Origin of the sequence: Xanthobacter sp. NM-25 (assembly GCF_022138605.1) — a bacterium.
Classification (GTDB): domain Bacteria; phylum Pseudomonadota; class Alphaproteobacteria; order Rhizobiales; family Xanthobacteraceae; genus Xanthobacter.
Genome location: NZ_JACBFS010000004.1, coordinates 245,116 through 264,915 on the forward strand (window position 1 = coordinate 245,116; position 19,800 = coordinate 264,915).

Below are 19,800 nucleotides of genomic sequence, written 5' to 3' on the forward strand. Positions count from 1 at the left end.
TCGCGCCCCGCAAGCACCCACGGGGCGGGGCGCGAGATGTCCACGTTCAGTCCGATGCATCGGCCCGCTTGCGCCGGCGGCGGCCGGCGGCGGAGACGTTCAGCATCTCCACCCCCACCGAAAAGGCCATCGCCGCATAAATGTAGCCCTTGGGGATATGCACGCCGAATCCATCCGCCACCAGCGTCACCCCCACCAGCAGCAGGAAGGAGAGGGCCAGCATCTTGGTGGTCGGATGGGTGGCGATGAAGGCGCTCAGCGGCCCGGAAGCCCAGAACATGATGCCGACTGCGATGATCACCGCCGTGATCATGATGGACACGTGCTCGGCCATGCCGATGGCGGTGAGGATGGAATCCACCGAAAATACCAGATCCAGCACCACCACCTGGGCCACGATCACCGCGAAGGCCCGGCCCGCCAGGTTGAGGGCCGTGTCCTCATCGCCAAACGTGTCGTCGCCCTCCACCTCGGTGTGCATCTCCCGCGTGGCCTTGGCCACCAGGAACGCCCCACCGCAGATCAGAATCACATCGCGCCAGGAGAAATCATGACCGGCGAGGGAAAACACCGGTGTCTGCATGCGGATGAGCCAGGACAAGGCGAACAGCAGGCCGATCCGCAGCACCAGCGCCAATGACAGGCCGATCTGCCGCGCCCGCAGGCCCTGCTCCGGCGGCAGCCGCTGGATGACCAGCGAGATGAACACCACGTTGTCGATGCCGAGAACGATTTCCATGGCGGTGAGGGTCACGAGGGCCGCCCATGCCTCCGGCGTGGTGATCAGCTCCAGCATGGATCCTCCGACACGATACGACACACAACTTCAAGGCGACACCAGCGCCAGTCGCCCCCTTGTCGCGCGCACCCCGCACCGGTTCAAGGCGGGCGCGCACACCTCTGCTATGATGGGGCAACAGACCGCGCGGCATCCGGTGCCAATGTCGTCTAGGCTCGCGCAGCGCGGCGGGAGTGTGCCGTTCGCAGATCGAGGAGAAGATGATGGCAGCGCATGAGATGCACGACGTGGTCGTGGTCGGCGGTGGCCCCGCCGGGCTGGCGCTGGCACTTGGCCTTGCGGCGCGCGGGATCTCGACAGCTCTCGTCACCGGCCCAGAGCGGAACGTGGACCACCGCACCACCGCGCTGCTGGAAGGCTCGGTGCGCATCCTTGACGATTTCGGCGTGTGGAGCCGCCTCGCCGCCTCCACCGCGCCCCTGCGCGACATGCGCATTGCCGACGCCACGCGCCGCCTGGTGCGGGCACCGGAGGTCACCTTCCGGTCCGCCGAGATCGGCCTTGAGGCCTTCGGCTACAACATCGAGAACGATGCGCTCCGCCTCGGCCTGCTGGCTGCCGCGCTGGAACAGCCGCGCCTGCATGTGGCCCGCACCAGCGTGACCCGCGTCGAGGTGGACGACACCGCCGCCACGGTGGAACTGGCCGAAGGCGCACCGCTGCGGGCCCGGCTGGTGGTGGGAGCGGACGGGCGCGGCTCCCTGGTGCGCGCCGCCGCCGGCATCGGCATGCGCACCCATGCCTATCCGCAGGTGGCGTTTACCGCCACCGTGCGGCACACGCGCCCCCATGAGGAGATTTCCACCGAGTTTCACACCGAGAGCGGCCCCTTCACCCTGGTGCCCCTGCCCGGCGATCGCTCCAGCATCGTCTGTGTGGTGAGCGAGCGCGAGGCGATCCGGCTGATGGGCCTTTCCGAAGCGGACCTGTCGCGGGAGCTGGAAGCCCGCGCCGGCTCCATCCTCGGACGCTTCACGGTCGAGCCCGGGCGCGGCGCCTTCCCACTAGCGGCGGAAACCGCCGAGACGCTGGTGGCCCCGCGCATCGCCCTTGTGGCCGAAGCCGCGCACATCATGCCGCCCATCGGCGCGCAGGGGCTGAACCTCGGCCTGCGCGACGTCGCTGAGCTGGTGGCCCTGGTGGATCGGGCCGCCGCCCTCGGCGAGGATGTGGGTGGAGCCGAACTGCTGGCCCGCTACGACCGTGCCCGGCGCTCGGACATCGAGGGGCGCATGCGCGCGGTGGACGTCCTCAACCGGTCCCTGCTCTCCGATTTCCTGCCGATCCAGAGCATGCGGGGGTTCGGCCTCTATCTGCTGGATCGGGTCGGCCCCCTGCGGCGGGCGGTGATGCGCCTCGGCATCGGCGAGCGGGCCGCCTGATTCCTCACGGAAGCAGGTTCAGCGGCAGAAGGTCCGCCCGCAGCAGATAAAGCATGGTGGTGACCGTCACCACGGACGCCACCGTGCCCAGCATGACGGCGGTGGAGGCCTCCTCCACATAGGTGTGGTACTGCCGGGCCAGGACGAAGCAGTTCAGTGCCGGTGGCAGCGCCGCCATCAGCAGCATGGTCTGCGCCCAGGCGGGTGAGAAGCCACCGAACACGGAGAGGCAGACCAGCGCGATCGCCGGATGCCCCACCAGCTTCAAAGCCAGCAGCGGCGCAAGCTCGGTGGGAATGCGGCGCAGCGGTCGCAGCGCCACGGTCACCCCCAGGGTGAAGAGCGCGCAGGGGGCGGCGGCATTCTTCAGAAAATCCAGCATCCGCCCCACCGCTTCGGGTTCGCGGACATGGAGAGCGGCGGCGAGCACGCCCAGCAGCGTGGCGATGTTGAACGGGTGGGTCAGCACCCTCCTGGCGATGAAGCCCAAGGTGGAGAGAAGGCGCTCGCCCCGCCCCTGCGCCGCCATCAGCAGCGGCACCAGCGTGAAGAACAAAAGGCTGTCGCAGGCGAAGATGAGCGCGGCGGGGGTTGCCGCCCCCTGCCCCAGCGCCGCCAGGCTCAGGCCAGGGCCCATATAGCCCACATTGGCATACGCGCCCACGGTGGTGGCGATGGCGGCCTCGCCCAGATTGCCGCGGCGCGCCCACAGCCCGATGCCCAGCGCGATCACCGCGACGGTGGCCGTGGAGGTCACCACCGCCAGGATGAAGCCGGGATTCACCAGTTCCTCGAACGGCGTCTGCGCGACGATCCGGTAGAAGAGCGCCGGCAGCGCCACATAGATAATGAAGAACGACAGCCAGGCCAGCCCCGCCTCCGGCAGCCGTGCCACCCGTCCGCAGAAATAGCCAAGGAAAATCAAGCCAAAGAAGGGAAAGGCCAAGCCGAACAGGTCACTCATGAGACGGCATCGCTCACCGCGCAGCGCTCTGGGGCGCCAGATGAAACAGGGAAGGGCAGCAAGGTCACGGCACGGGCGCGGATTAGGGCTCGATGGCGCGGGGCGGCATGGGTTTCCTCTGATCTTGGTCTTTTGGTACCGGCAGGCTAGGCCATTTTCCGCGCCGCGGGAATCGTCAAGCGCCTCAATTCGCCCTCCAGCCCCCTGCCAGCATGCCGCCCGCGGCGTCCCGCCCGCGAAACGCGGGATTTTCACAGGCGCACCGCGGTTTCCACCTCCTGGCCGCCCACCGCCCTTGACCCTGCCGCCGCCACAGCCTAACCACTGCCGGGAGTGAGCCCGTAGCTCAGCCGGTAGAGCACGTGACTTTTAATCATGGGGTCTCGGGTTCGAATCCCGACGGGCTCACCATCCTCCCATCACCCATCGTCGACACCTTGCGAGAACGTGCGTCAGGTCCGTGCTGGCCGCCGGCTTGCATCTGCGCTGTGCGCGCGGAGAGGCGCCGGAAGGGTGTTCGCCCCATCGGGCGGACCGAAGGCGGAGGATCGCAGGTATGGCGGATCATAAGGTGACCGTGGAGCAGCTACCGAGCGGCAAATGGGCCTGCTTCCTTCATGTGGAAGGACAGGGCGAGCCGATCAATCTCGGGCGGGAATTCAAGAATGACGAGCAGGCGGAAAACTGGCTCAACGTTTCGGAATCCGTCACCGCCATCGAGATGATGCTGCGCAAGGTGAAAAAATAGGGCTCGGCTGCGGCCGCCTGCGGCGGACAGGTTCCGGCCCCGTGTCGGAACCTGTCCGGTCTGCGACAGGCGCCGCGCGCGGACACGACATTGCCGCACCTCAGTCGACGATGTCGGCCTGGATGGTGAGGATGTCAAAGGCCGGCGCATGGTCCGGATTGGCGTAGCCCAGAACCAGAGGGGCCCGCGCGCCATCGGCTCCGATGCTCAGGCGCGGGACCGTGCCGATGTCGGCGCCGAAGACGTGGATGGAGAGCACTGCGCCGGGCCCGGGATTGCGGATCTCGCTCGCCTGTCCCTCACGGGCGCGGGCGGTCGCGATTTCGCTCGCTGCCAGCTCCCGCCCCTCGCTCACTGCCTGCGGCGCCCCCTCGCCCAGCACCACGAAGGAGCGGCGCTGCAGGGCGCCGGCGAGGACGCCGCAGATCTCCCAGGTCTGGTCGGAGAACAGCGGCCAGCCCTGCCCTTCCCCCAGCACTGAGGCGACCACGCAGAACCGCTCCATCTCGTCGTGATAGAGCTTGTAAAGGCGCGGAGTGGACCCGGCGGCGCGCAGGTCAGGCGGCAGCCAATCGTCCCGGGCCACTAGGCGCCGCATCAAGTCGGCGCCGATCATGAGGATCTCGCGCGGATCGTCCGCAAGCTCCACCATGGACTGGATATCCCAGATGAAACGGCGCAGCGGCTCGGGCACCCGCATGCTCATGGCTGGATCTCCCGCGGGCGGGCGACGATGTGATCCGTCAGGAAGATGCCCGCGGCCATGATCCCCTCGTCGTCCATGCGGTGTCCAAGCCCGGGACGGCGCAGGCTTTTCACCGGCACACCCGCCGCCTTCAGGCGTTCCTTCGTGGCCATCATGGCGTCAAAGGGAATGGCGTCGTCGTCCTCGCCATGGATCAAAAGAATGGGCGTGGAGGTGCCCAGAGCGAGGGGCACGTCATCGGGCACCACCCCGGAAAAGGCCACCACCGCGGCCATGGGGCGTGGTCGGCGCAATGCCGTCACCAGGGCGATTGCCGCGCCTTGGGAAAACCCCACGAGGGCGAGATGGCTGTCGGGCAGGCGGCGCTGGGCGAGAGCGTTGTCGATGAAGCTGTCGAGGGCGGAGACGGTGGCCTCAATGCCGGTACCGGCCCCGAACCACCGACGATCGCCAGGGATCGCAGGCGCCTCGAGGGCGATGAAATCCGCCTTCGGCAGGGTCGGCGCCCAATTCAGCGCCTGGTCGATGATGGCGGCGCCGTCTTCCCCTTCCCCGTGGAGAAGGATGACCAGATGGACCGGCTTACCGCAGGACAGGGCGGCGATCCGCGGCCCCTCGACGATGTTCATGAGCATCCCCGCAGATGGCGGTCGGCACCGACGCCGACCCAAGCAGCGGACGAGCAACTTTCTTGCCAGATCGAGCTTGCCAGATCGCGCGGCTTATTCGGTCTCGATGCCCAGGATCTGCTCCAGGACGCCGGCGGGATCCTCGTCCTTCATCAGAGCACTGCCCACCAGCATGGCCTTGGCACCCAGGGCGCCAAGCCGGGCGCGGTCATCCGCCGTGGCAAGCCCCCCTTCGGCCACCACGAAGGCCTGTTCCGCGGGGATCAGCGGCAACAGCGTCTCGCAGGTGCCCATTGCCAGCTCGAAGCTGTGAATGTCGCGGTTGGTGACGCAGATGAAATCCGCCCCCACCTTCAGGGCCAATTCGAGTTCGGCGGGGGTATGGACCGCCACCAGGGCATCCAGGGCGACGGCAGTGGCCCGACCGCGGAAGTCGCCCAGCTGCTCGCCCAGCAGCCCGGCCGACAGCATCACCGCGTCGGCCCCGGCGAGCCGGGCCTCAAGGATCTGATAGACGTCGAAGATGATGTCCTGCGCCATCAGCGGTAGCGCGACGGCGCCGCGCACGGTGGCCAGATCCGAGGCCGAGCCCTTGAAGGCCTGCCGCTCCACCGCCACCGACAGGGCCGCCGCCCCCACCGCCTCGAAATCCTCGGCCAGGGCCTTGTAGGGCACCATGGTGCGGAAGCCGGGGTCGAACGGCGAGCCACCCTTCAGCTCGCAGATGACGCCCGGTGCCCCGGTTTCCTTGAACTTTGCGGCCAGCGCCCCCTGAAAGCCGATGGTCATGGGCATTTCGCCGATCTTGCCCTGCATCTGGCCCAGCGAGCGTCGGGCCTTGGCCTTCTTCAGCTGCTCCGTGCGTTGGGCGACAAACGGGGTGAGGCGGCTGCCTGCGGGCAAGGTCATGTCTGAAAATCCAGTGTGAAACGGTCAAACGCAAAACGACGACACCGATCGCGAAAAAGGCGACGGTTCACCGAGCCTCACAGATTTCGCGGCCTTTGGCCAGCCTGCTGCACACGGTGGGCGGGCAGCAGGCTTTTCAGCCTGGCGCCGAAGGATCATCATGGGCTGATCTTTGTTCATTCGTGAGATTTTTCGATGTTTACGCGGGTCTGTAAGGCGGAAACCGTGCCCGAGGGCGGCATGCGCCTGGTGATTGCCGATCAACACCTCATCGTGCTCGCCTGGCCGGAGGAGGGTGACCTCACCGCGGTGCAGGGGGTGTGCCCCCACACCAATACTCCGCTGGCGGATGCCGAGTTCGACGGGCGCGTGCTCACCTGCCCGGTCCATAACTGGACCTGGGACGTGACCAGCGGTGCCCCAATCGAGCCACAGGAAAGCGCCCTTGCCTTCTATCCCGTGAAGGTGGAGGACGGCGTCGTCTACATCGATACCGAGGGCGTCGCCCCGCTGTTCGCCGCCCCTTAAGCGAGACTCCGGGTGAAGTGATCGACTGGGCCGTGGGGGATACCTCCACGCCCGCGCACACGAGGACGACAGACCATGGAAGACAACGTCGCGCTCATCATCGGCGCCGGACGGGGCCTCAGCGCGGCCCTCGCCCGCCGGTTTCGGCAGGAGGGCATGCACATCGCCCTGATGGCCCGGGACATCGCCAAGCTCCGGCCGGTTCTGGAAGAAACCGGCGCCCTGGCGCTCGCCGGTGACGTGCAGAACCCGCAGGATGTGGAAACGGTGTTCGCCGAGGTGGAGCGGGCGCTGGGCACCCCCCGCCTGGTGATCTTCAACGCCGCCGCCCGCTATCGCGGCCCGGTGGAAGAGCTGGATCCGGGCGAGGTGATGAATGCCTATGCGGTGGGTGCCTTCGGCGGCTTCCTCACTGCCCAGGCGGCGGCGCGGCGGATGCTGGCCCGCGGCGCAGGCTCCATCTTCTTCACCGGCGCCACCGCCAGCGTGAAGGGCATGCCCCATTCCATTCCCTTCGCCATGCAGAAGTTCGCGCTGCGGGGGCTGGCGCAGAGCCTGGCGCGGGAACTCGGGCCCCGCAACATCCACGTGGCTCACATCCTCATCGACGGTGGCATCTCTTCATCCTGGGCCACCGCCGGCGAGCCAGGGCCGGAAGACAAGTGGCTCGATCCCGATGCCATTGCCGAGACCTATGCCGCGCTCCACCGCCAGCACCGCTCAGCCTGGTCGTTCGAGGTGGACCTGCGGCCCTGGGTGGAGAAGTTCTGAGCCGGGGGCCGCCCAAAAGAAAGGGCGGCGCGGGGTTCACCCGGCCGCCCTACCCGAACCTTGAAAAAGTCGCGCCGTTTACTGCGCAGCTTCGGCCACTTCCGCCAGCGGATCGCGCACCACGTCCACGGTGGCGGGCTCGAGGCCCAGCACCGCGCGCATGCGCTGCAGCATGGTCAGGGTGTGCGGGTCCATCTCATCCAGCGGGCCTGGGACGAACTGCACCACCTCGGCCGCGCGGCGGCGATCCTCCGGAGTGCGCAACAGCTCGGGCAGGCTCTCGATGGCCTGCTCGCGGGCATATTCCACGATCAGGCTCTGCTCGTGGATGATCTCCGCCCGCCGCGCCATGGGCAGGGATTGGAACGGCTCGTCCTTGGTGAGCACCTGGGCGGAGCGCTCCAGGCGATCGCGCCGCACGTTGCCGCGGGCCTCGGCCAGCAGGATCAGCATGCGGATGACGGCCTCGACGAAGCTACCGGAATTCACGTGCAGCAGCGCCGCGCGCACCTCCGGCAGGCCCACCAGCTCTTCCTTGCTCTTGCGGGTCCGCTCGAAATTGTAGTTGCGACCGAACCAGCGCATGAACGGCGTGGCATAGATGGAGAAGAAGGTGACCTCATACCAGGCGTCGCGCACGTCGCGGATGATGTCGATGGTCTGCTCGAAGGCATCGACCATCAGCTTCTCGGCCAGCACGAACGGGTTGGTATCGGGCACCGGCTTGCGGCCCTCGCCGATCACCTTGGCGGCGCCCTCCAGCGGCAGCATCAGCGGATTGCGCGACGAGGTGAGCGCCCGTTGCACCCGCAGCGGATGCAGCATGCGGCCCATCTCGGCGCTCGCCCGCGTCACCGAAGCCTGCACCATCGGCCGCAGGAAGACGTCATAAAGCTCGCCCTGGAGCTCGGAAAGATGCTGCACGGCGGCGAAGGGAACCTCGTCTTCCCGCCCGTCGGCGAAGCCCGGCAGCTCATTCATCTTCCGCTCGGCGAAAGAGACGGTGAAGTGCGCGTCCTGACCCTCGCCGTGGATCTCGTCGATCGTCATCTCGTAAAGACCGGGCGCGAGCGCCTCGATGGTCTTCAGGGTGGAGGACACCTCGGTATGTTCGCGCTTGGCGATGGAGGACGACACGAAGATGCCGAGATGGCCCACCTTATCGTGCACCATGTAGACGATGCGCTGGCCCCGGATGCGGATTTCCGTCTCGTCCGCATAGGTGTCCATGATCCAGTTGATGGCCTGCTTCACCGGCGTGATGTTGTCGCCATGGCTGGCGAAGACGATGATGGGCGAACGGATCTGCTTCACGTCCAGCACGCGCCCGTGCTCTAGCCGCGCCTCGTTCCGGGCCAGCTTGTTGCCCACGAACAGCTCACGGACGATCCACACGATCTCCGGCTCGTTGAGCAGGAAGAAGCCCGACCACCACTTCTCGAACTCCAGGAAGCGATGGCGCTCCGTGTCGACCTTCTCGAACAGGTCGTAATATTTGCGGAACCAGGTGCGGCTCGGGTTGAGCATCTCGAAATTGAGCACCAGCCAGGCGCCGTCGAACACGCCGTCACCGTAGTCCGACCAGAACATGGGCATGATCTGGCCGCCGAGCACGCCGGCGTTGTAACGCATGGGGTTGGCGCCCACGTCGCCAGACCAGGTCTCCACCGGCGCACCGTTCAGCACCAGCGGGCCGGTGATGTCCGGATTGGAGGCGCCGAGGATGAGGGTGGCCCACCCGCCCTGGCAATTGCCGATCACCACCGGCTTGGAGGCATCCGGATGGTGATCCTGCACATAACGCACGAAGGTGGCCTCGGCCCGCGCCACGTCGGCCAGGGTCTGGCCGGGCTCGGGATTGCGGCTGAAGGAGACGAAATAGACCGGATGCCCGGCCTTCAGCGCCACCCCCACCTGGCTGTCGGACTTGAACCCGCCGATGCCGGCGCCGTGCCCCGCACGCGGGTCGATGATCACATAGGGGCGCTTCCAGGGGTAGACCTCTACCCCATCCGGCGGGGTGATCTTCAACAGCGCGTAGTTGCACGGGCGCGGCAGGGAGCGGCCGTCCAGCACCACTTCGTAGTCATAGATCAGCACCGGCGGGCAGCCGGCGGCCTCGTGCTCGAAGAAATTGTCACCGCGCTGGCGCAGGGTCTCGCACGTGAGCACGGCACGCTGCAGGCGATCCACCATATAAGCCTGCGCGTCCTTCGCCCGTTCGGAAGCGGAGCGCTCGGTATTGGTGATGGTGCCCATGAGGGCGGTCAGCTCATTGAACGTGGCGCGGAGCCGCTGGCCATGGGTGGCCGAGATGTTCATGAAATGCCGACCCGCCGCCTTCGAGATCAGCTCACTCATGGCCGACCATTCAGAAAGCTGCGCGGTCATCGCCAGGGCACGCTGCCGCGCCGTCCACGCATTGCCGTCGGTCACCGAAGCAAAGAAGGGATTGGTGAATTTCGTAGGCGAGAGTTGAGCGTTCAAACGATCCTCCTCGCCGCGGGGCGGCGTTATGAAACCGACCGAGACGGACCTTACCAGCCCCCCGGATTGCTGCAACGCAAAAGAGTAGAGCAGACGTATTGCATTTAGATTGCGCCAGCATTGCGCCTGGATTGCACAGCGCGGTTTTCCACTGGCGGCCTCGGACGGCCCCACAGAGGCAAGGCTCCGCTCTCGACCCGTCCTAGCGGGCGTGCGATAGGGGGACGTTCTCGCTCATCCCATGAGGCGCCCATGCTGAATTCAATTTCCGGCCGGCAGATCAAGGCAGCGCGCGCGCTGCTGGGGTGGACCCGCAAGGACCTCGCCGGACATGTCGGCGTCACCGCCGAAACGGTCCAGATCGTCGAGAGCGACGAGACCATCATGCCGGCCCTGGCCGGCACCCGCGAGCGCATGCGGCGGGTGCTCGAGGCCGCCGGCATCGCCTTCACCAACGGCGGTTCACCGGGGGTGCGTGTCATGCCGGCCGATCATGCCGTGACTGTGGGCGAGCTCAACGCCTCCAACGACGATTAATTCCGACCCTTTTCTTCCAGCCCAACGGACGACCCATGATCCTGCACAATCTCGCCGCCCGCCACTACATCATCGTCGCCATCATCCTCATCGTGGCGGTGCTGGCCTTTCTGGGCAGCTGGTCCTGATCACGGGCGCCCCCGCGCCGGCTAGCGGTCGACGCGGATCAGCGCAAAGCCGTCATAGCCTTTCGCGCCCACCGTCTGCACGGCGGTGGCGCTGAGGCGCGGATCGCCCGCCACCAGATCGAACAATTGCCGCACGCCGTGGATCCGCGGATCGGCGCTGCCCGCCTGGGTGACGGCGCCATCACGCACCACGTTGTCACACACGATCACGCTGCCGACGCGCGTGAGGCGCAGGGCCCACTTCAGATAGTCCGGGTTGCTCGGCTTGTCGGCGTCGATGAACACCAGGTCGAACGGTCCCGCCCCCTCCTCCGCCAGGCGCGGCAGGGTCTCCAGGGCTGGACCCTCGCGCAGATCGATGCGCGATGAGAGGCCGGCGCGACCGAAATTGGCCCGGGCCACATCCGCATGGTGGGGGTCGACCTCCAGCGTCACCAGGTGGCCGTCGTCCGGCAGGGCACGGGCCAGGAAGATGCTGCTGTAGCCCCCCAGCGTGCCGATCTCGAGGATGCGCCGCGCGCCCACCATGCGGGCGAAGAGATGAAGCATCTGCCCCTGCGCCGCGGAGACGGCAATGGGCGGCAGGCCGGCCGCGACGCAGGCCGCCAGCACATCGCGCAGCACCTTGTCTTCCGGAACGAGACGCTCGCAGATGTAGGCGTCGACCTCGCTCCACAGCTCCTGTCCACGTCCTACGCTCATGGTCGTCTCCCGTCCGTCAGGTCTCGTCGCTCTCCCGCGCCGCGCGGATCGACAGCACCGCATAGGCGACCACCAGACCGAGCTCCAGCAACGTGAACAGCAGCAGCGGGGTCATGCCCGCCGGCGCCCAGGCGCCCAGAACGGCTTGGATCAGGGTGGCGATCAGCCACAGCACCACGCCCCAGCCGGCCCTTAGCCACAGCCCGACGCCGGCAATGGGGTCGACGATGGCCGCCCAGATCACCGCGCCCTGCGCCGCCGTCGGCAAGGTCTCGAAATGGGATGGCGTGCCGTCGCCGATGCCGAGGATGACGGCCCAATGGACCACCCCCTCGAACAGGAGGAACATGGCCACGCCGCGCAGGAACAGGAACAGCCGTCGCCGCCAGGGCGACAGGCTCTCCAGATGCGCGCGCGCGCTGGCGTCGATGGGATCGTAATGGGTCATGAGCCGGGGGCCAGCACCTCGAGTTCGTCGGCAATCGGATCGAAATGAGCGGCGATCTGCGCCGGGTCGATCTGCGCCAGGCTGGCGGGCTGCCACCGGGGCTGATTGTCGCGATCCACCAGAACCGCGCGCACACCTTCATAAAAATCGTGACCGGCCGCAACCCGCGTGACGATCCGCAGCTCGGTCTTGAGGCAGCCGTCGAGATCGAGGCTCGGGCCGCGGCGCATCTGCTCCATGGCAATGGAGAGGCTGGTGGGCGACTTGGTACGCATGTCCTTCGCCGTCTCGGCGGCAAATGCGGCATGGGGACCACCGGCGGCCGCCAGGGCGTCCAGCGCCGCCAGAATCGCCTCCACGCTGCCCAGCGAGAAGGTTTCGGCAATCACCCCCGCCCGGTCCGCGAAGGCGCTGGCCGCAGGCTCAACGCGCAGGGCATTGATGGCACCCGCCACATCAGCGCCAGCGCACAAGGTGCCCTCCAGCTCGGCGAAGGCCGACGAGGGCACCACCGCCGTCGCCAGACCGCAGGCGTAGGCTTCCGGCGCGCGGATCCGGGCGCCGGTCAGTGCAAGGAACACGCCGAAGGCGCCCGGCAGGCGGGGCAGGACATGGGTGCCACCCACATCGGGAAACAGGCCGATATTCACTTCCGGCATGGCGAACAGGTAGCGATCGCCCACCACCCGGTGGGCCCCATGGGCCGAAAGCCCGAAGCCGCCGCCCATGCAAATGCCGTCGATGAGCGCCACATAGGGCTTGGGAAAGCTGCCGATATAGGAATTGAGGACATATTCCTCTCGCCAGAAGGCGAGAGCCTCCGCCGTGTTGCCGGCGCGCCCCAGGTCATAGAGCGCCCGGACATCGCCACCGGCGCAGAACGCCTTCTCACCGGTCGCCTTGATGATGACGCAGTGGATCGCCGGGTCTTGCGCCCAGCTCCGCAGCCGCGGCAGAAGGGCGCGGACCATGGGCAGGTTCAGGGCGTTGAGCGCCTTGGGACGGTTGAGGGTGATGACGCCGGCGACGCCCTTTTTCTCCAGGATGACCTCGGGTTCCATGCGCCTAGCCGCCTCCATTTCCGCCCACTGCCGTCGGAGCTTGAGGGAGGGTTAGACGCGCCCGGGGCCAGCGTCAACGCTCAGCCCCGCGCGCTGCAGCGACACCTGCTTGTGAGCATCCGGTAGCGCGTGCGGCGCTCGCGGGACGCGGATGCGCGGTCTATAAGGGGCCCGTTACCCCGTTCCGCGCAAAGCCGAGTCGTTCCATGGCCTTCTCCTCGCCCCGCATTCATCCGGTCGCCACGCCCCGCGCCGCGTCCGGCCTCGACCTCGTCCAGCGTCCACGCCGCAACCGCAAGAGCGATTGGACCCGGCGGCTGGTGCGCGAGGCGAGCCTCACCGTCGACGACCTGATCTGGCCCATCTTCGTCATGAAAGGGCAGGCCACCCGCACCCCCATCGCCTCCATGCCGGGCGTGGAGCGGCTGACCGTGGACGAGGCCGTCCGCGCCGCCGAATATGCCGCCAGGCTCAAGATCCCGGCGCTGGCTCTGTTTCCCTACATCGACCCCGCCCTGCGCGATGCGGAAGGCAGCGAAGCGCTCAACGAGAACAATCTGGTGTGCCAGGCGCTGCGGGCCATCAAGGCCGAGGTGCCCGAGATCGGCCTGATCACCGACGTCGCCCTCGACCCCTTCACCAGCCATGGCCACGACGGCCTTCTGGAAGATGGCCGCATCCTCAACGACGAGACCGTGGACATCCTGGTCCGCCAGTCGGTGGTGCAGGCCGAGGCCGGCGCCGACGTGATCGCGCCGTCGGACATGATGGACGGCCGGGTGGGCGCCATCCGCGCCGGGCTCGACGCCGCCGGCTTCCAGGACGTGCAGATCATGTCCTATGCGGCCAAATACGCCTCGGCCTTCTATGGCCCGTTCCGCGACGCCATCGGCACCGCCAAGACCCTGTCCGGCGACAAGCGCACCTACCAGATGGACCCGGGCAATGGCCTGGAGGCCCTGCGCGAGGCGGCGCTGGATGTGGAAGAAGGTGCCGACATGCTGATGGTGAAGCCCGGCCTGCCCTATCTTGACATCGTCTGGCGGCTTAAGGAGGCCTTCGGCCTGCCCACCTTCGCCTATCAGGTGTCCGGCGAATACGCGATGATCGAGGGCGCCATCCGCAACGGCTGGGTGGATGGGGACCGCATCGTTCCCGAGAGCCTGCTCGCCTTCAAGCGCGCAGGCGCCGACGGCATCCTCACCTATTTCGCCCCGCGTATCGCCGAGCGCCTCGCCGCCGGCTGACCATCTGGAACCGTGGCCGGCAGACCTCAGCGGCGTCTGGTCCTTTCCAGAACGGCGTCAACACGGTTCCATGGCCCTTCGCTTCGGCGCGATCAACGCGCCGGGCTCGCCTGATGAGGAACGTCCATGTCCGCCCCTGCCCACCCGACCGGCCCCCTTCCGGCGCTGTCGGCTCACGAGACGGGGCCGCTGCCCGTCACCCTGGCCGATGTGGAGGACGCCCGCGTGCTGCTCGCCGGCGCGGTGCTGCATACGCCCACCCTGCGGGCGCCGCGGCTGTCGGCACTGACCGGCGCTGACGTCTGGGTGAAGTATGAGAATTTCCAGGTCACCGCCTCGTTCAAGGAGCGCGGTGCCCTGGTGAAGTTGACGCGCCTCTCGCCGGAAGAGCGGGCGCGCGGGGTCGTCGCCATGTCGGCCGGCAACCACGCGCAGGCGGTGGCCTATCACGGCGCCCGGCTGGGCATTGCCACCACCATCGTCATGCCCGAGACGACGCCACAGGTGAAAGTGGCCGCTACCGCCGCCTTCGGCGCCAAGGTGGTGCTGTATGGCGAAACCGTCGCGGATGCGCAGACCGAGGCGGAGCGCATTGCCGCGGCGGAACAGCGCGTGTTCGTGCACCCCTATGACGACCCCGACGTGATCGCCGGCCAGGGCTCCATTGCCTTGGAGATGATGGAGGACGGGCCGGACTTCGACGCGGTGGTGGTGCCCATCGGCGGCGGCGGCCTCATGTCAGGCATGGCGCTGGCGTTTGCCGGCCGCGCGCCGCAGACCGAGATCATCGGCGTCGAAACGCAGCTCTATCCCGCCATGTGGTCGGCCCTCACGGGCGAGGAGCGGCCCTGCGGCGGCCCCACCCTCGCCGAGGGTATCGCCGTGCGAAATGTGGGCCGGCTCACCAGCACGATCATCCGCCGGCTGGTGCCATCCATCGTGCTGGTGGAAGAGGCCACGCTGGAGCGGGCGGTGAATGCCTTCCTGATGCACCAGAAGACCCTGGCGGAAGGCGCCGGCGCGGCCGGGTTGGCGGCGCTGCTCACCGAGCCCGAGCGCTTCCGCGGCAAGACCGTGGGACTGGTGCTGTGCGGCGGCAACATTGATCCGCGCATGGTGGCCGGCATCCTCCTGCGCGAGCTGGAGCGGGAAAGCCGCATCGTCTCCTTCCGTCTCACCATCCTCGACCGCCCGGGCATGCTGGGGGTGATCTCCACCCTGCTCGGCAAGCTCGGCGCCAACATCCTGGAGGTGCACCATCGCCGCACCTTCCTCGATGTTCCGGCAAAAGGCACCCGGCTCGACCTCACGGTAGAGACCCGCGACCAGGCCCATGCCGAGCAGATCCGCCAGGCCCTGGAGGCGGAGGGCCTGCCGGTGCAGCGCCTGGGAGCCGGCGGGGCCGATTGGTAGGACATCCCGTTTCCACGCGCCCTTACACCCATCCTTCCTCGCACTCATCCTCCCTTGCACCCGCGGCGGAACGTCCCCACGTGACGTGGAGCGATGCCGATGCGTCGCGCCACCAGGGAGCATGGCGACAGTGAGCCACACCAGCGACCAGACCAGCGGCACCGACCGCGATCCCCGCTACGGTTTTGCCGGCGGGGCGCGGCCCCATGCTTATGATCCGGTCACCCAGCCGGAGTATTTCGAGGGCGTGCTGTCGCGCCGTCTCGTCGCCTTCTGCGTGGATGTGGTGATGATTCTCGGACCCATCGTCGGTCTCGCGGTTTTCATCTTCGTCTTTGGCGTGGTCACGCTCAGCTTGGGGTGGATGCTGTTTCCGCTGCTGGGCCCGGCCTTCGTCATCTGGGCCATCGCCTATAACGCGCTCACCCTCGGCTCGCCCGCCTCGGCGACGCTGGGCATGCGGCTGGTGGATATCGAAATGCGCACTTGGTATGGCGCGCCTTGCTATTCCTTGCTCGGCGCCGTGCACGCGGTGCTGTTCTGGGTGTCGGTGAGCGCCCTGACACCACTGGTGCTGCTGGTCCCCCTGTTCAATGACCGGCGCCGGCTGCTGCACGACTTTCTGGCGGGAACGGTGGTGGTGAACAGCCCTCAGCGCGCCGCGCTGCTGCGGCGTAAGGTATGAAATCACCAAGACGGCTCAGTTCACCTTTGACGGATGGCTCGGGGGCGGCGATCCTGTCCGTTCCTGAGGAACGAGGCCTGTGAGCGAACACCCCCGCGATACGCCGCAGTTCTATCTGACGGCGCCCGCCCCCTGCCCTTACCTCCCCGACCGGGAGGAGCGGAAGGTGTTCACGCACCTGGTGGGCGAGCGGGCCGCGAGCCTCAATGACATTCTCACCCAGGGCGGATTCCGGCGCAGCCAGTCCATCGCCTATCGCCCCGCCTGCGAAGGCTGCCGGGCGTGCATCTCGGTGCGAATCTGCGTCGACGACTTCCGCGAGAGCCGCAGCTTCCGGCGGGTGCTCGCCGCTAATGACGATCTGATCGGGACCCCGCGCCCCTCCAGCCCCACCTCGGAGCAATATGGCCTGTTCCACGCTTATGTGGGCGCCCGCCACGGGGATGGCGGCATGGCCGACATGAGCGTGCTCGACTACGCCATGATGGTCGAGGACACCCATGTGGAAACCCGCCTCATCGAATATCGCAAGCGCGGGGCGGATTCGCGGAGCCTCGGACGCGGCACCGGCGACCTGATCGCCGTGGCGCTCACGGACATCCTCTCCGACGGGCTGTCCATGGTCTATTCCTTCTACAACCCGTTCGTGCCGCAGCGCTCCCTGGGCACCTTCCTGATCCTGGACCACGTGGCCCGCGCGCGGGATCTGGGGCTGCCTTATGTCTATCTCGGATATTGGGTTCAGGGCTCGGGCAAGATGGACTACAAGCGCCGGTTCGTTCCGCAGGAACGCCTCCTGCCCCATGGCTGGGAGCGAGTGGACAAATAGGCGCAGAAGAGGGCCCGGATGAGTTCATTCTTCCACGTATTCGTCGCGGTCTATGCCGCGCTCTTTCCCGTCGTCAATCCACTCGGCAGTGCTCCGATCTTTGTCACGCTGGTTCAGCGCTGCTCCCCACGCACGCGCGAGCTGGTGGCACGCAAGGTGGCCATATTCGGCTTCCTGCTGCTGGTGGCGACCATGGTCGTCGGCGCGAAGGTTCTGCTCTTCTTTGGCGTCACACTGCCCGTGCTGAGGGTGGCGGGCGGCCTGGTGGTCGCCTCCGTCGGCTGGCATATGCTGCATTCGGACGACAAGCCCGCGGACAAAACCGCCACGGATTCCCTGGATGACAGTGAGGCGCTCGACCAGGCCTTCTATCCGCTCACGCTTCCGTTGACCGTGGGGCCGGGCGCCATTGCCACCGCCATCGCCCTTTCGGCCGGACCCGCCGCCGTAGCGACCCACGACCTCACCAACATGATGAGCGAGATCCTCGGCGCCCTGGCGGGGTTGTTCGCCATCTCGCTCACCGTCTACTTCTGCTTCCGCGAGGCGCCCGCCATCGAACGGGTTCTGGGGCGCACGGGAACGAGCGTACTGATCCGGCTGTTCGCCTTCATTCTGCTCGCCATCGGCCTGCAGATCGTCTGGATCGGCGTACACGAGCTGATCAACGACATCCGCGCCGTGCCGGCCTGAGCCCTCGGCCTTCCAGCTCACATGAAAAAGGGGGCCACAAGGCCCCCTTATCTTTTCAGCGATCGGCCGGCGCACCCCTGCCGCAGGACCCCAGGCACACCGGCGGAGTTTCAGGCCAGCGCCTTCAGGGCCGCCTTGCCGGCATACCGGGCGGTATCGCCCAGCTCCTGCTCGATGCGCAGCAGCTGGTTATACTTGGCGGTGCGATCCGCGCGGGCGAGGGAGCCGGTCTTGATCTGCCCGCAATTGGTGGCCACGGCCAGGTCCGCGATGGTGGAATCCTCGGTCTCGCCGGAGCGGTGGGACATGACGGCGCGATAAGCGGCCTTGTGCGCCATCTCCACGGCGTCCAGCGTCTCCGTCAGCGAGCCGATCTGGTTCACCTTCACCAGGATGGCATTGCCGACGCCGGACTTGATGCCCCGCGACAGGCGCTCCACGTTGGTAACGAACAGATCGTCACCCACCAGCTGGCACTTGGTGCCGATGGTGTCGGTGAGCAGCTTCCAGCCAGCCCAATCGTCCTCGGCCATGCCGTCCTCGATGCTGACGATGGGGTAAGCCGCCACCAGATCGGCCAGATATTTCACCTGGGCTTCCACGTCGCGGACCTTGCCCTCGCCCTCATAATGGTAGGCACCATCCTTGAAGAACTCGGTGGAGGCGCAGTCGAGGCCGAGATAGACATCCTCGCCGGGCTTGAAGCCAGCGGTCTCAATGGCCTTGAGCACGAAATCGAGCGCGGCCTCGGCGGACGCCAGGTTAGGGGCAAAGCCGCCCTCGTCGCCCACGTTGGTGTTGTGGCCGGCGTCCTTCAGGCCCTTCTTCAGGGTGTGGAAGATCTCCGCGCCCCAGCGCAGGCCCTCGGAGAAGCTCTCCGCGCCGGCGGGCAGAATCATGAATTCCTGGAAGTCGATCGGGTTGTCGGCGTGGGCGCCGCCGTTGACGATGTTCATCATCGGCACCGGCAGGGTGCGCGCGTTCACGCCGCCCACATAACGGTAGAGCGGCAGGTTGTTGGCAATCGCGCTGGCTTTGGCGACCGCCAGGGAGACACCGAGGATGGCGTTGGCGCCCAGCCGCGCCTTGTTCGGCGTGCCGTCGAGGGCGAGCAGGGTGGCATCGAGATGCGCCTGATCCTCCGCCTCCAGCCCGCCCAGGGCGTCATAGATCTCGCCATTGACGGCATCGACCGCGGCCAGCACGCCCTTGCCGAGATAGCGATCCTTGTCCCCATCGCGCAGCTCCACCGCCTCATGGGCGCCGGTGGAGGCGCCCGACGGCACCGCCGCCCGCCCGATGGAGCCGTCTTCGAGCACGACGTCCACTTCGACCGTCGGATTGCCGCGGCTGTCCAGAATTTCCCGGCCAATGATATCGACGATGGCGGTCATGAACGGTCCTTCCCTCATCTCGTCCCTGCGCCGGATGCGGAAAAGCGGCCGATCCGCTTTCCTCGGCAGAACCCGTCGCAGCTGTTGCTCAGCCAAGGTCGCTGCGACCCGCCTTTCGGCCCGCGCTGCCCCTTGGTCAGACGCGGTGGTGAGCGCGCAGCTTCTAGCGCGATCGGGCCTTCCTGCGAAGGGGGCGCCGCATCCGGGCCTGCATTATGGTTGAACGTCGGCCGAGAGGCGGCTATGCCCCGCGCCGCCAACCCAAGGGACAAACCGAATGACGGAACGCCCGCTGCAGCTCGGCGCCCAGACCGAGCTTCCCGCCTCGCCGGAGACCGCACAGCTCGACCGCGTGCCCAACCCCCATGCCGACACCGATTATGTCGCGCGCTTCACCTGCCCCGAATTCACCTCCCTGTGCCCGGTGACCGGACAGCCGGATTTTGCCCATCTGGTGATCGATTACGTGCCCGATCAGTATCTTGTGGAATCCAAGTCGCTGAAGCTCTACCTCGCCTCGTTCCGCAACCATGGGGCGTTCCACGAGGATTGCACCGTCGCCATCGGCAAGCGGCTGGCCGGGCTGCTGGCCCCGCGATACCTGCGCATCGCCGGCTATTGGTATCCGCGCGGCGGAATTCCCATCGATGTCTTCTGGCAGACGGGAACCTTGCCGGCCGCAGCGTGGTTACCTGACACGGGGGTTGCGCCCTATCGCGGCCGCGGCTGAGCGGAACCGG

The 19,800-nt window shown here is 67.2% G+C and carries 21 protein-coding genes and 1 tRNA gene; 12 read left to right on the forward strand and 10 right to left on the reverse strand.

Features of this window, described 5'->3' with window-relative positions:
• Positions 1 to 46: 46 nt before the first annotated feature.
• Positions 47 to 796: a TerC family protein gene (locus MEU52_RS12820; RefSeq protein ID WP_238122674.1), complete on the reverse strand. Its 750-nt coding sequence runs from the start codon at positions 794 to 796 to the stop codon at positions 47 to 49.
• A 203-nt stretch (positions 797 to 999) separates the two neighbouring features.
• Here MEU52_RS12820 and MEU52_RS12825 point away from each other — a divergent pair, with 203 nt between their 5' ends.
• The gene (locus MEU52_RS12825; RefSeq protein WP_238122675.1) at positions 1,000 to 2,181 is read left to right on the forward strand and encodes a UbiH/UbiF family hydroxylase; all 1,182 of its coding nucleotides are present in this window, start codon (positions 1,000 to 1,002) and stop codon (positions 2,179 to 2,181) included.
• Between the two features lie 4 nt (positions 2,182 to 2,185).
• On the opposite strand, the gene MEU52_RS12830 is transcribed toward MEU52_RS12825, so the two are convergent.
• A complete protein-coding gene (locus MEU52_RS12830) occupies positions 2,186 to 3,145 on the reverse strand; it encodes an AEC family transporter (RefSeq protein ID WP_238122676.1) in 960 nt (319 codons plus the stop codon).
• Positions 3,146 to 3,480: 335 nt separating this feature from the next.
• Between MEU52_RS12830 and MEU52_RS12835 the strand changes: the two genes are divergently transcribed.
• A tRNA-Lys gene (locus MEU52_RS12835) sits at positions 3,481 to 3,556 on the forward strand.
• A 145-nt stretch (positions 3,557 to 3,701) separates the two neighbouring features.
• The gene (locus tag MEU52_RS12840) at positions 3,702 to 3,893 is read left to right on the forward strand and encodes a hypothetical protein (protein ID WP_238122677.1); all 192 of its coding nucleotides are present in this window, start codon (positions 3,702 to 3,704) and stop codon (positions 3,891 to 3,893) included.
• A 100-nt stretch (positions 3,894 to 3,993) separates the two neighbouring features.
• Here the strand turns inward: MEU52_RS12840 and MEU52_RS12845 are convergent, their stop codons facing one another.
• The 3 genes from MEU52_RS12845 to MEU52_RS12855 all read right to left on the reverse strand — a co-directional run bounded on the left by MEU52_RS12845 (position 3,994) and on the right by MEU52_RS12855 (position 6,137).
• Positions 3,994 to 4,599 (reverse strand): hypothetical protein, encoded by a 606-nt coding sequence (locus MEU52_RS12845; RefSeq protein WP_238122678.1) that lies wholly within the window; start codon positions 4,597 to 4,599, stop codon positions 3,994 to 3,996.
• Complete coding sequence (locus MEU52_RS12850; protein WP_238122679.1) at positions 4,596 to 5,228, reverse strand: alpha/beta hydrolase; 633 nt, start codon at positions 5,226 to 5,228, stop codon at positions 4,596 to 4,598. Before MEU52_RS12850 ends, MEU52_RS12845 begins: the two co-directional genes overlap by 4 nt.
• A gap of 93 nt (positions 5,229 to 5,321) precedes the next feature.
• Entirely contained in the window at positions 5,322 to 6,137 is an 816-nt protein-coding gene (locus MEU52_RS12855) for an indole-3-glycerol phosphate synthase TrpC (RefSeq protein WP_238122680.1), read from the reverse strand.
• A gap of 195 nt (positions 6,138 to 6,332) precedes the next feature.
• Here MEU52_RS12855 and MEU52_RS12860 point away from each other — a divergent pair, with 195 nt between their 5' ends.
• Positions 6,333 to 6,665: a Rieske 2Fe-2S domain-containing protein gene (locus MEU52_RS12860; RefSeq protein ID WP_238122681.1), complete on the forward strand. Its 333-nt coding sequence runs from the start codon at positions 6,333 to 6,335 to the stop codon at positions 6,663 to 6,665.
• Between the two features lie 75 nt (positions 6,666 to 6,740).
• A complete protein-coding gene (locus MEU52_RS12865) occupies positions 6,741 to 7,436 on the forward strand; it encodes an SDR family NAD(P)-dependent oxidoreductase (RefSeq protein WP_238122682.1) in 696 nt (231 codons plus the stop codon).
• 78 nt (positions 7,437 to 7,514) lie between these two features.
• Here MEU52_RS12865 and MEU52_RS12870 read toward each other — a convergent pair whose 3' ends face one another.
• On the reverse strand, positions 7,515 to 9,923 hold the full coding sequence (locus tag MEU52_RS12870; protein WP_443266915.1) for a DUF3141 domain-containing protein: 2,409 nt from the start codon (positions 9,921 to 9,923) through the stop codon (positions 7,515 to 7,517).
• Positions 9,924 to 10,175: 252 nt separating this feature from the next.
• Here MEU52_RS12870 and MEU52_RS12875 point away from each other — a divergent pair, with 252 nt between their 5' ends.
• Positions 10,176 to 10,460 carry a helix-turn-helix domain-containing protein gene (locus tag MEU52_RS12875; RefSeq protein WP_238122683.1) on the forward strand — a complete coding sequence of 95 codons (285 nt, stop codon included), beginning with the start codon at positions 10,176 to 10,178 and terminating at the stop codon, positions 10,458 to 10,460.
• 149 nt (positions 10,461 to 10,609) lie between these two features.
• Here the strand turns inward: MEU52_RS12875 and MEU52_RS12880 are convergent, their stop codons facing one another.
• The 3 genes from MEU52_RS12880 to MEU52_RS12890 are packed head-to-tail and all read right to left on the reverse strand — an operon-like array spanning position 10,610 to position 12,799.
• The gene (locus tag MEU52_RS12880; protein WP_238122684.1) at positions 10,610 to 11,290 is read right to left on the reverse strand and encodes an O-methyltransferase; all 681 of its coding nucleotides are present in this window, start codon (positions 11,288 to 11,290) and stop codon (positions 10,610 to 10,612) included.
• Between the two features lie 16 nt (positions 11,291 to 11,306).
• Entirely contained in the window at positions 11,307 to 11,738 is a 432-nt protein-coding gene (locus tag MEU52_RS12885; protein ID WP_238122685.1) for a DUF6163 family protein, read from the reverse strand.
• Entirely contained in the window at positions 11,735 to 12,799 is a 1,065-nt protein-coding gene (locus tag MEU52_RS12890) for an enoyl-CoA hydratase/isomerase family protein (RefSeq protein WP_238122686.1), read from the reverse strand. The genes MEU52_RS12885 and MEU52_RS12890 overlap by 4 nt, the downstream gene beginning before the upstream one ends.
• A gap of 206 nt (positions 12,800 to 13,005) precedes the next feature.
• Here MEU52_RS12890 and hemB point away from each other — a divergent pair, with 206 nt between their 5' ends.
• The 5 genes from hemB (at position 13,006) to MEU52_RS12915 (ending at position 17,666) form a co-directional block, all read left to right on the forward strand.
• The gene (gene hemB, locus MEU52_RS12895) at positions 13,006 to 14,046 is read left to right on the forward strand and encodes a porphobilinogen synthase (RefSeq protein ID WP_238122687.1); all 1,041 of its coding nucleotides are present in this window, start codon (positions 13,006 to 13,008) and stop codon (positions 14,044 to 14,046) included.
• Between the two features lie 126 nt (positions 14,047 to 14,172).
• The gene (locus tag MEU52_RS12900; RefSeq protein ID WP_238122688.1) at positions 14,173 to 15,459 is read left to right on the forward strand and encodes a threonine ammonia-lyase; all 1,287 of its coding nucleotides are present in this window, start codon (positions 14,173 to 14,175) and stop codon (positions 15,457 to 15,459) included.
• Between the two features lie 121 nt (positions 15,460 to 15,580).
• Positions 15,581 to 16,144, forward strand: coding sequence for an RDD family protein (locus MEU52_RS12905; RefSeq protein WP_273546304.1), 564 nt, complete (start codon positions 15,581 to 15,583; stop codon positions 16,142 to 16,144).
• A 79-nt stretch (positions 16,145 to 16,223) separates the two neighbouring features.
• Positions 16,224 to 16,973 carry an arginyltransferase gene (locus MEU52_RS12910; RefSeq protein WP_238122689.1) on the forward strand — a complete coding sequence of 250 codons (750 nt, stop codon included), beginning with the start codon at positions 16,224 to 16,226 and terminating at the stop codon, positions 16,971 to 16,973.
• 18 nt (positions 16,974 to 16,991) lie between these two features.
• On the forward strand, positions 16,992 to 17,666 hold the full coding sequence (locus tag MEU52_RS12915) for a MarC family protein (RefSeq protein WP_238122690.1): 675 nt from the start codon (positions 16,992 to 16,994) through the stop codon (positions 17,664 to 17,666).
• Positions 17,667 to 17,776: 110 nt separating this feature from the next.
• On the opposite strand, the gene eno is transcribed toward MEU52_RS12915, so the two are convergent.
• Positions 17,777 to 19,060 (reverse strand): phosphopyruvate hydratase, encoded by a 1,284-nt coding sequence (gene eno, locus MEU52_RS12920; RefSeq protein ID WP_238122691.1) that lies wholly within the window; start codon positions 19,058 to 19,060, stop codon positions 17,777 to 17,779.
• Positions 19,061 to 19,337: 277 nt separating this feature from the next.
• Here eno and queF point away from each other — a divergent pair, with 277 nt between their 5' ends.
• Positions 19,338 to 19,790, forward strand: coding sequence for a preQ(1) synthase (queF, locus tag MEU52_RS12925; protein WP_238122692.1), 453 nt, complete (start codon positions 19,338 to 19,340; stop codon positions 19,788 to 19,790).
• Positions 19,791 to 19,800 lie beyond the last annotated feature (10 nt).

Excerpts from the sequence above, each read along its gene's own strand:
- MEU52_RS12820 (WP_238122674.1), bottom strand. The coding sequence starts at position 796 with ATGCTGGAGCTGATCACCACGCCGGAGGCATGGGCGGCCCTCGTGACC.
- MEU52_RS12825 (WP_238122675.1), top strand. The coding sequence starts at position 1,000 with ATGATGGCAGCGCATGAGATGCACGACGTGGTCGTGGTCGGCGGTGGC.
- MEU52_RS12830 (WP_238122676.1), bottom strand. The coding sequence starts at position 3,145 with ATGAGTGACCTGTTCGGCTTGGCCTTTCCCTTCTTTGGCTTGATTTTC.
- MEU52_RS12840 (WP_238122677.1), top strand. The coding sequence starts at position 3,702 with ATGGCGGATCATAAGGTGACCGTGGAGCAGCTACCGAGCGGCAAATGG.
- MEU52_RS12845 (WP_238122678.1), bottom strand. The coding sequence starts at position 4,599 with ATGAGCATGCGGGTGCCCGAGCCGCTGCGCCGTTTCATCTGGGATATC.
- MEU52_RS12850 (WP_238122679.1), bottom strand. The coding sequence starts at position 5,228 with ATGAACATCGTCGAGGGGCCGCGGATCGCCGCCCTGTCCTGCGGTAAG.
- MEU52_RS12855 (WP_238122680.1), bottom strand. The coding sequence starts at position 6,137 with ATGACCTTGCCCGCAGGCAGCCGCCTCACCCCGTTTGTCGCCCAACGC.
- MEU52_RS12860 (WP_238122681.1), top strand. The coding sequence starts at position 6,333 with ATGTTTACGCGGGTCTGTAAGGCGGAAACCGTGCCCGAGGGCGGCATG.
- MEU52_RS12865 (WP_238122682.1), top strand. The coding sequence starts at position 6,741 with ATGGAAGACAACGTCGCGCTCATCATCGGCGCCGGACGGGGCCTCAGC.
- MEU52_RS12875 (WP_238122683.1), top strand. The coding sequence starts at position 10,176 with ATGCTGAATTCAATTTCCGGCCGGCAGATCAAGGCAGCGCGCGCGCTG.
- MEU52_RS12880 (WP_238122684.1), bottom strand. The coding sequence starts at position 11,290 with ATGAGCGTAGGACGTGGACAGGAGCTGTGGAGCGAGGTCGACGCCTAC.
- MEU52_RS12885 (WP_238122685.1), bottom strand. The coding sequence starts at position 11,738 with ATGACCCATTACGATCCCATCGACGCCAGCGCGCGCGCGCATCTGGAG.
- MEU52_RS12890 (WP_238122686.1), bottom strand. The coding sequence starts at position 12,799 with ATGGAACCCGAGGTCATCCTGGAGAAAAAGGGCGTCGCCGGCGTCATC.
- hemB (WP_238122687.1), top strand. The coding sequence starts at position 13,006 with ATGGCCTTCTCCTCGCCCCGCATTCATCCGGTCGCCACGCCCCGCGCC.
- MEU52_RS12900 (WP_238122688.1), top strand. The coding sequence starts at position 14,173 with ATGTCCGCCCCTGCCCACCCGACCGGCCCCCTTCCGGCGCTGTCGGCT.
- MEU52_RS12905 (WP_273546304.1), top strand. The coding sequence starts at position 15,581 with ATGGCGACAGTGAGCCACACCAGCGACCAGACCAGCGGCACCGACCGC.
- MEU52_RS12915 (WP_238122690.1), top strand. The coding sequence starts at position 16,992 with ATGAGTTCATTCTTCCACGTATTCGTCGCGGTCTATGCCGCGCTCTTT.
- eno (WP_238122691.1), bottom strand. The coding sequence starts at position 19,060 with ATGACCGCCATCGTCGATATCATTGGCCGGGAAATTCTGGACAGCCGC.
- queF (WP_238122692.1), top strand. The coding sequence starts at position 19,338 with ATGACGGAACGCCCGCTGCAGCTCGGCGCCCAGACCGAGCTTCCCGCC.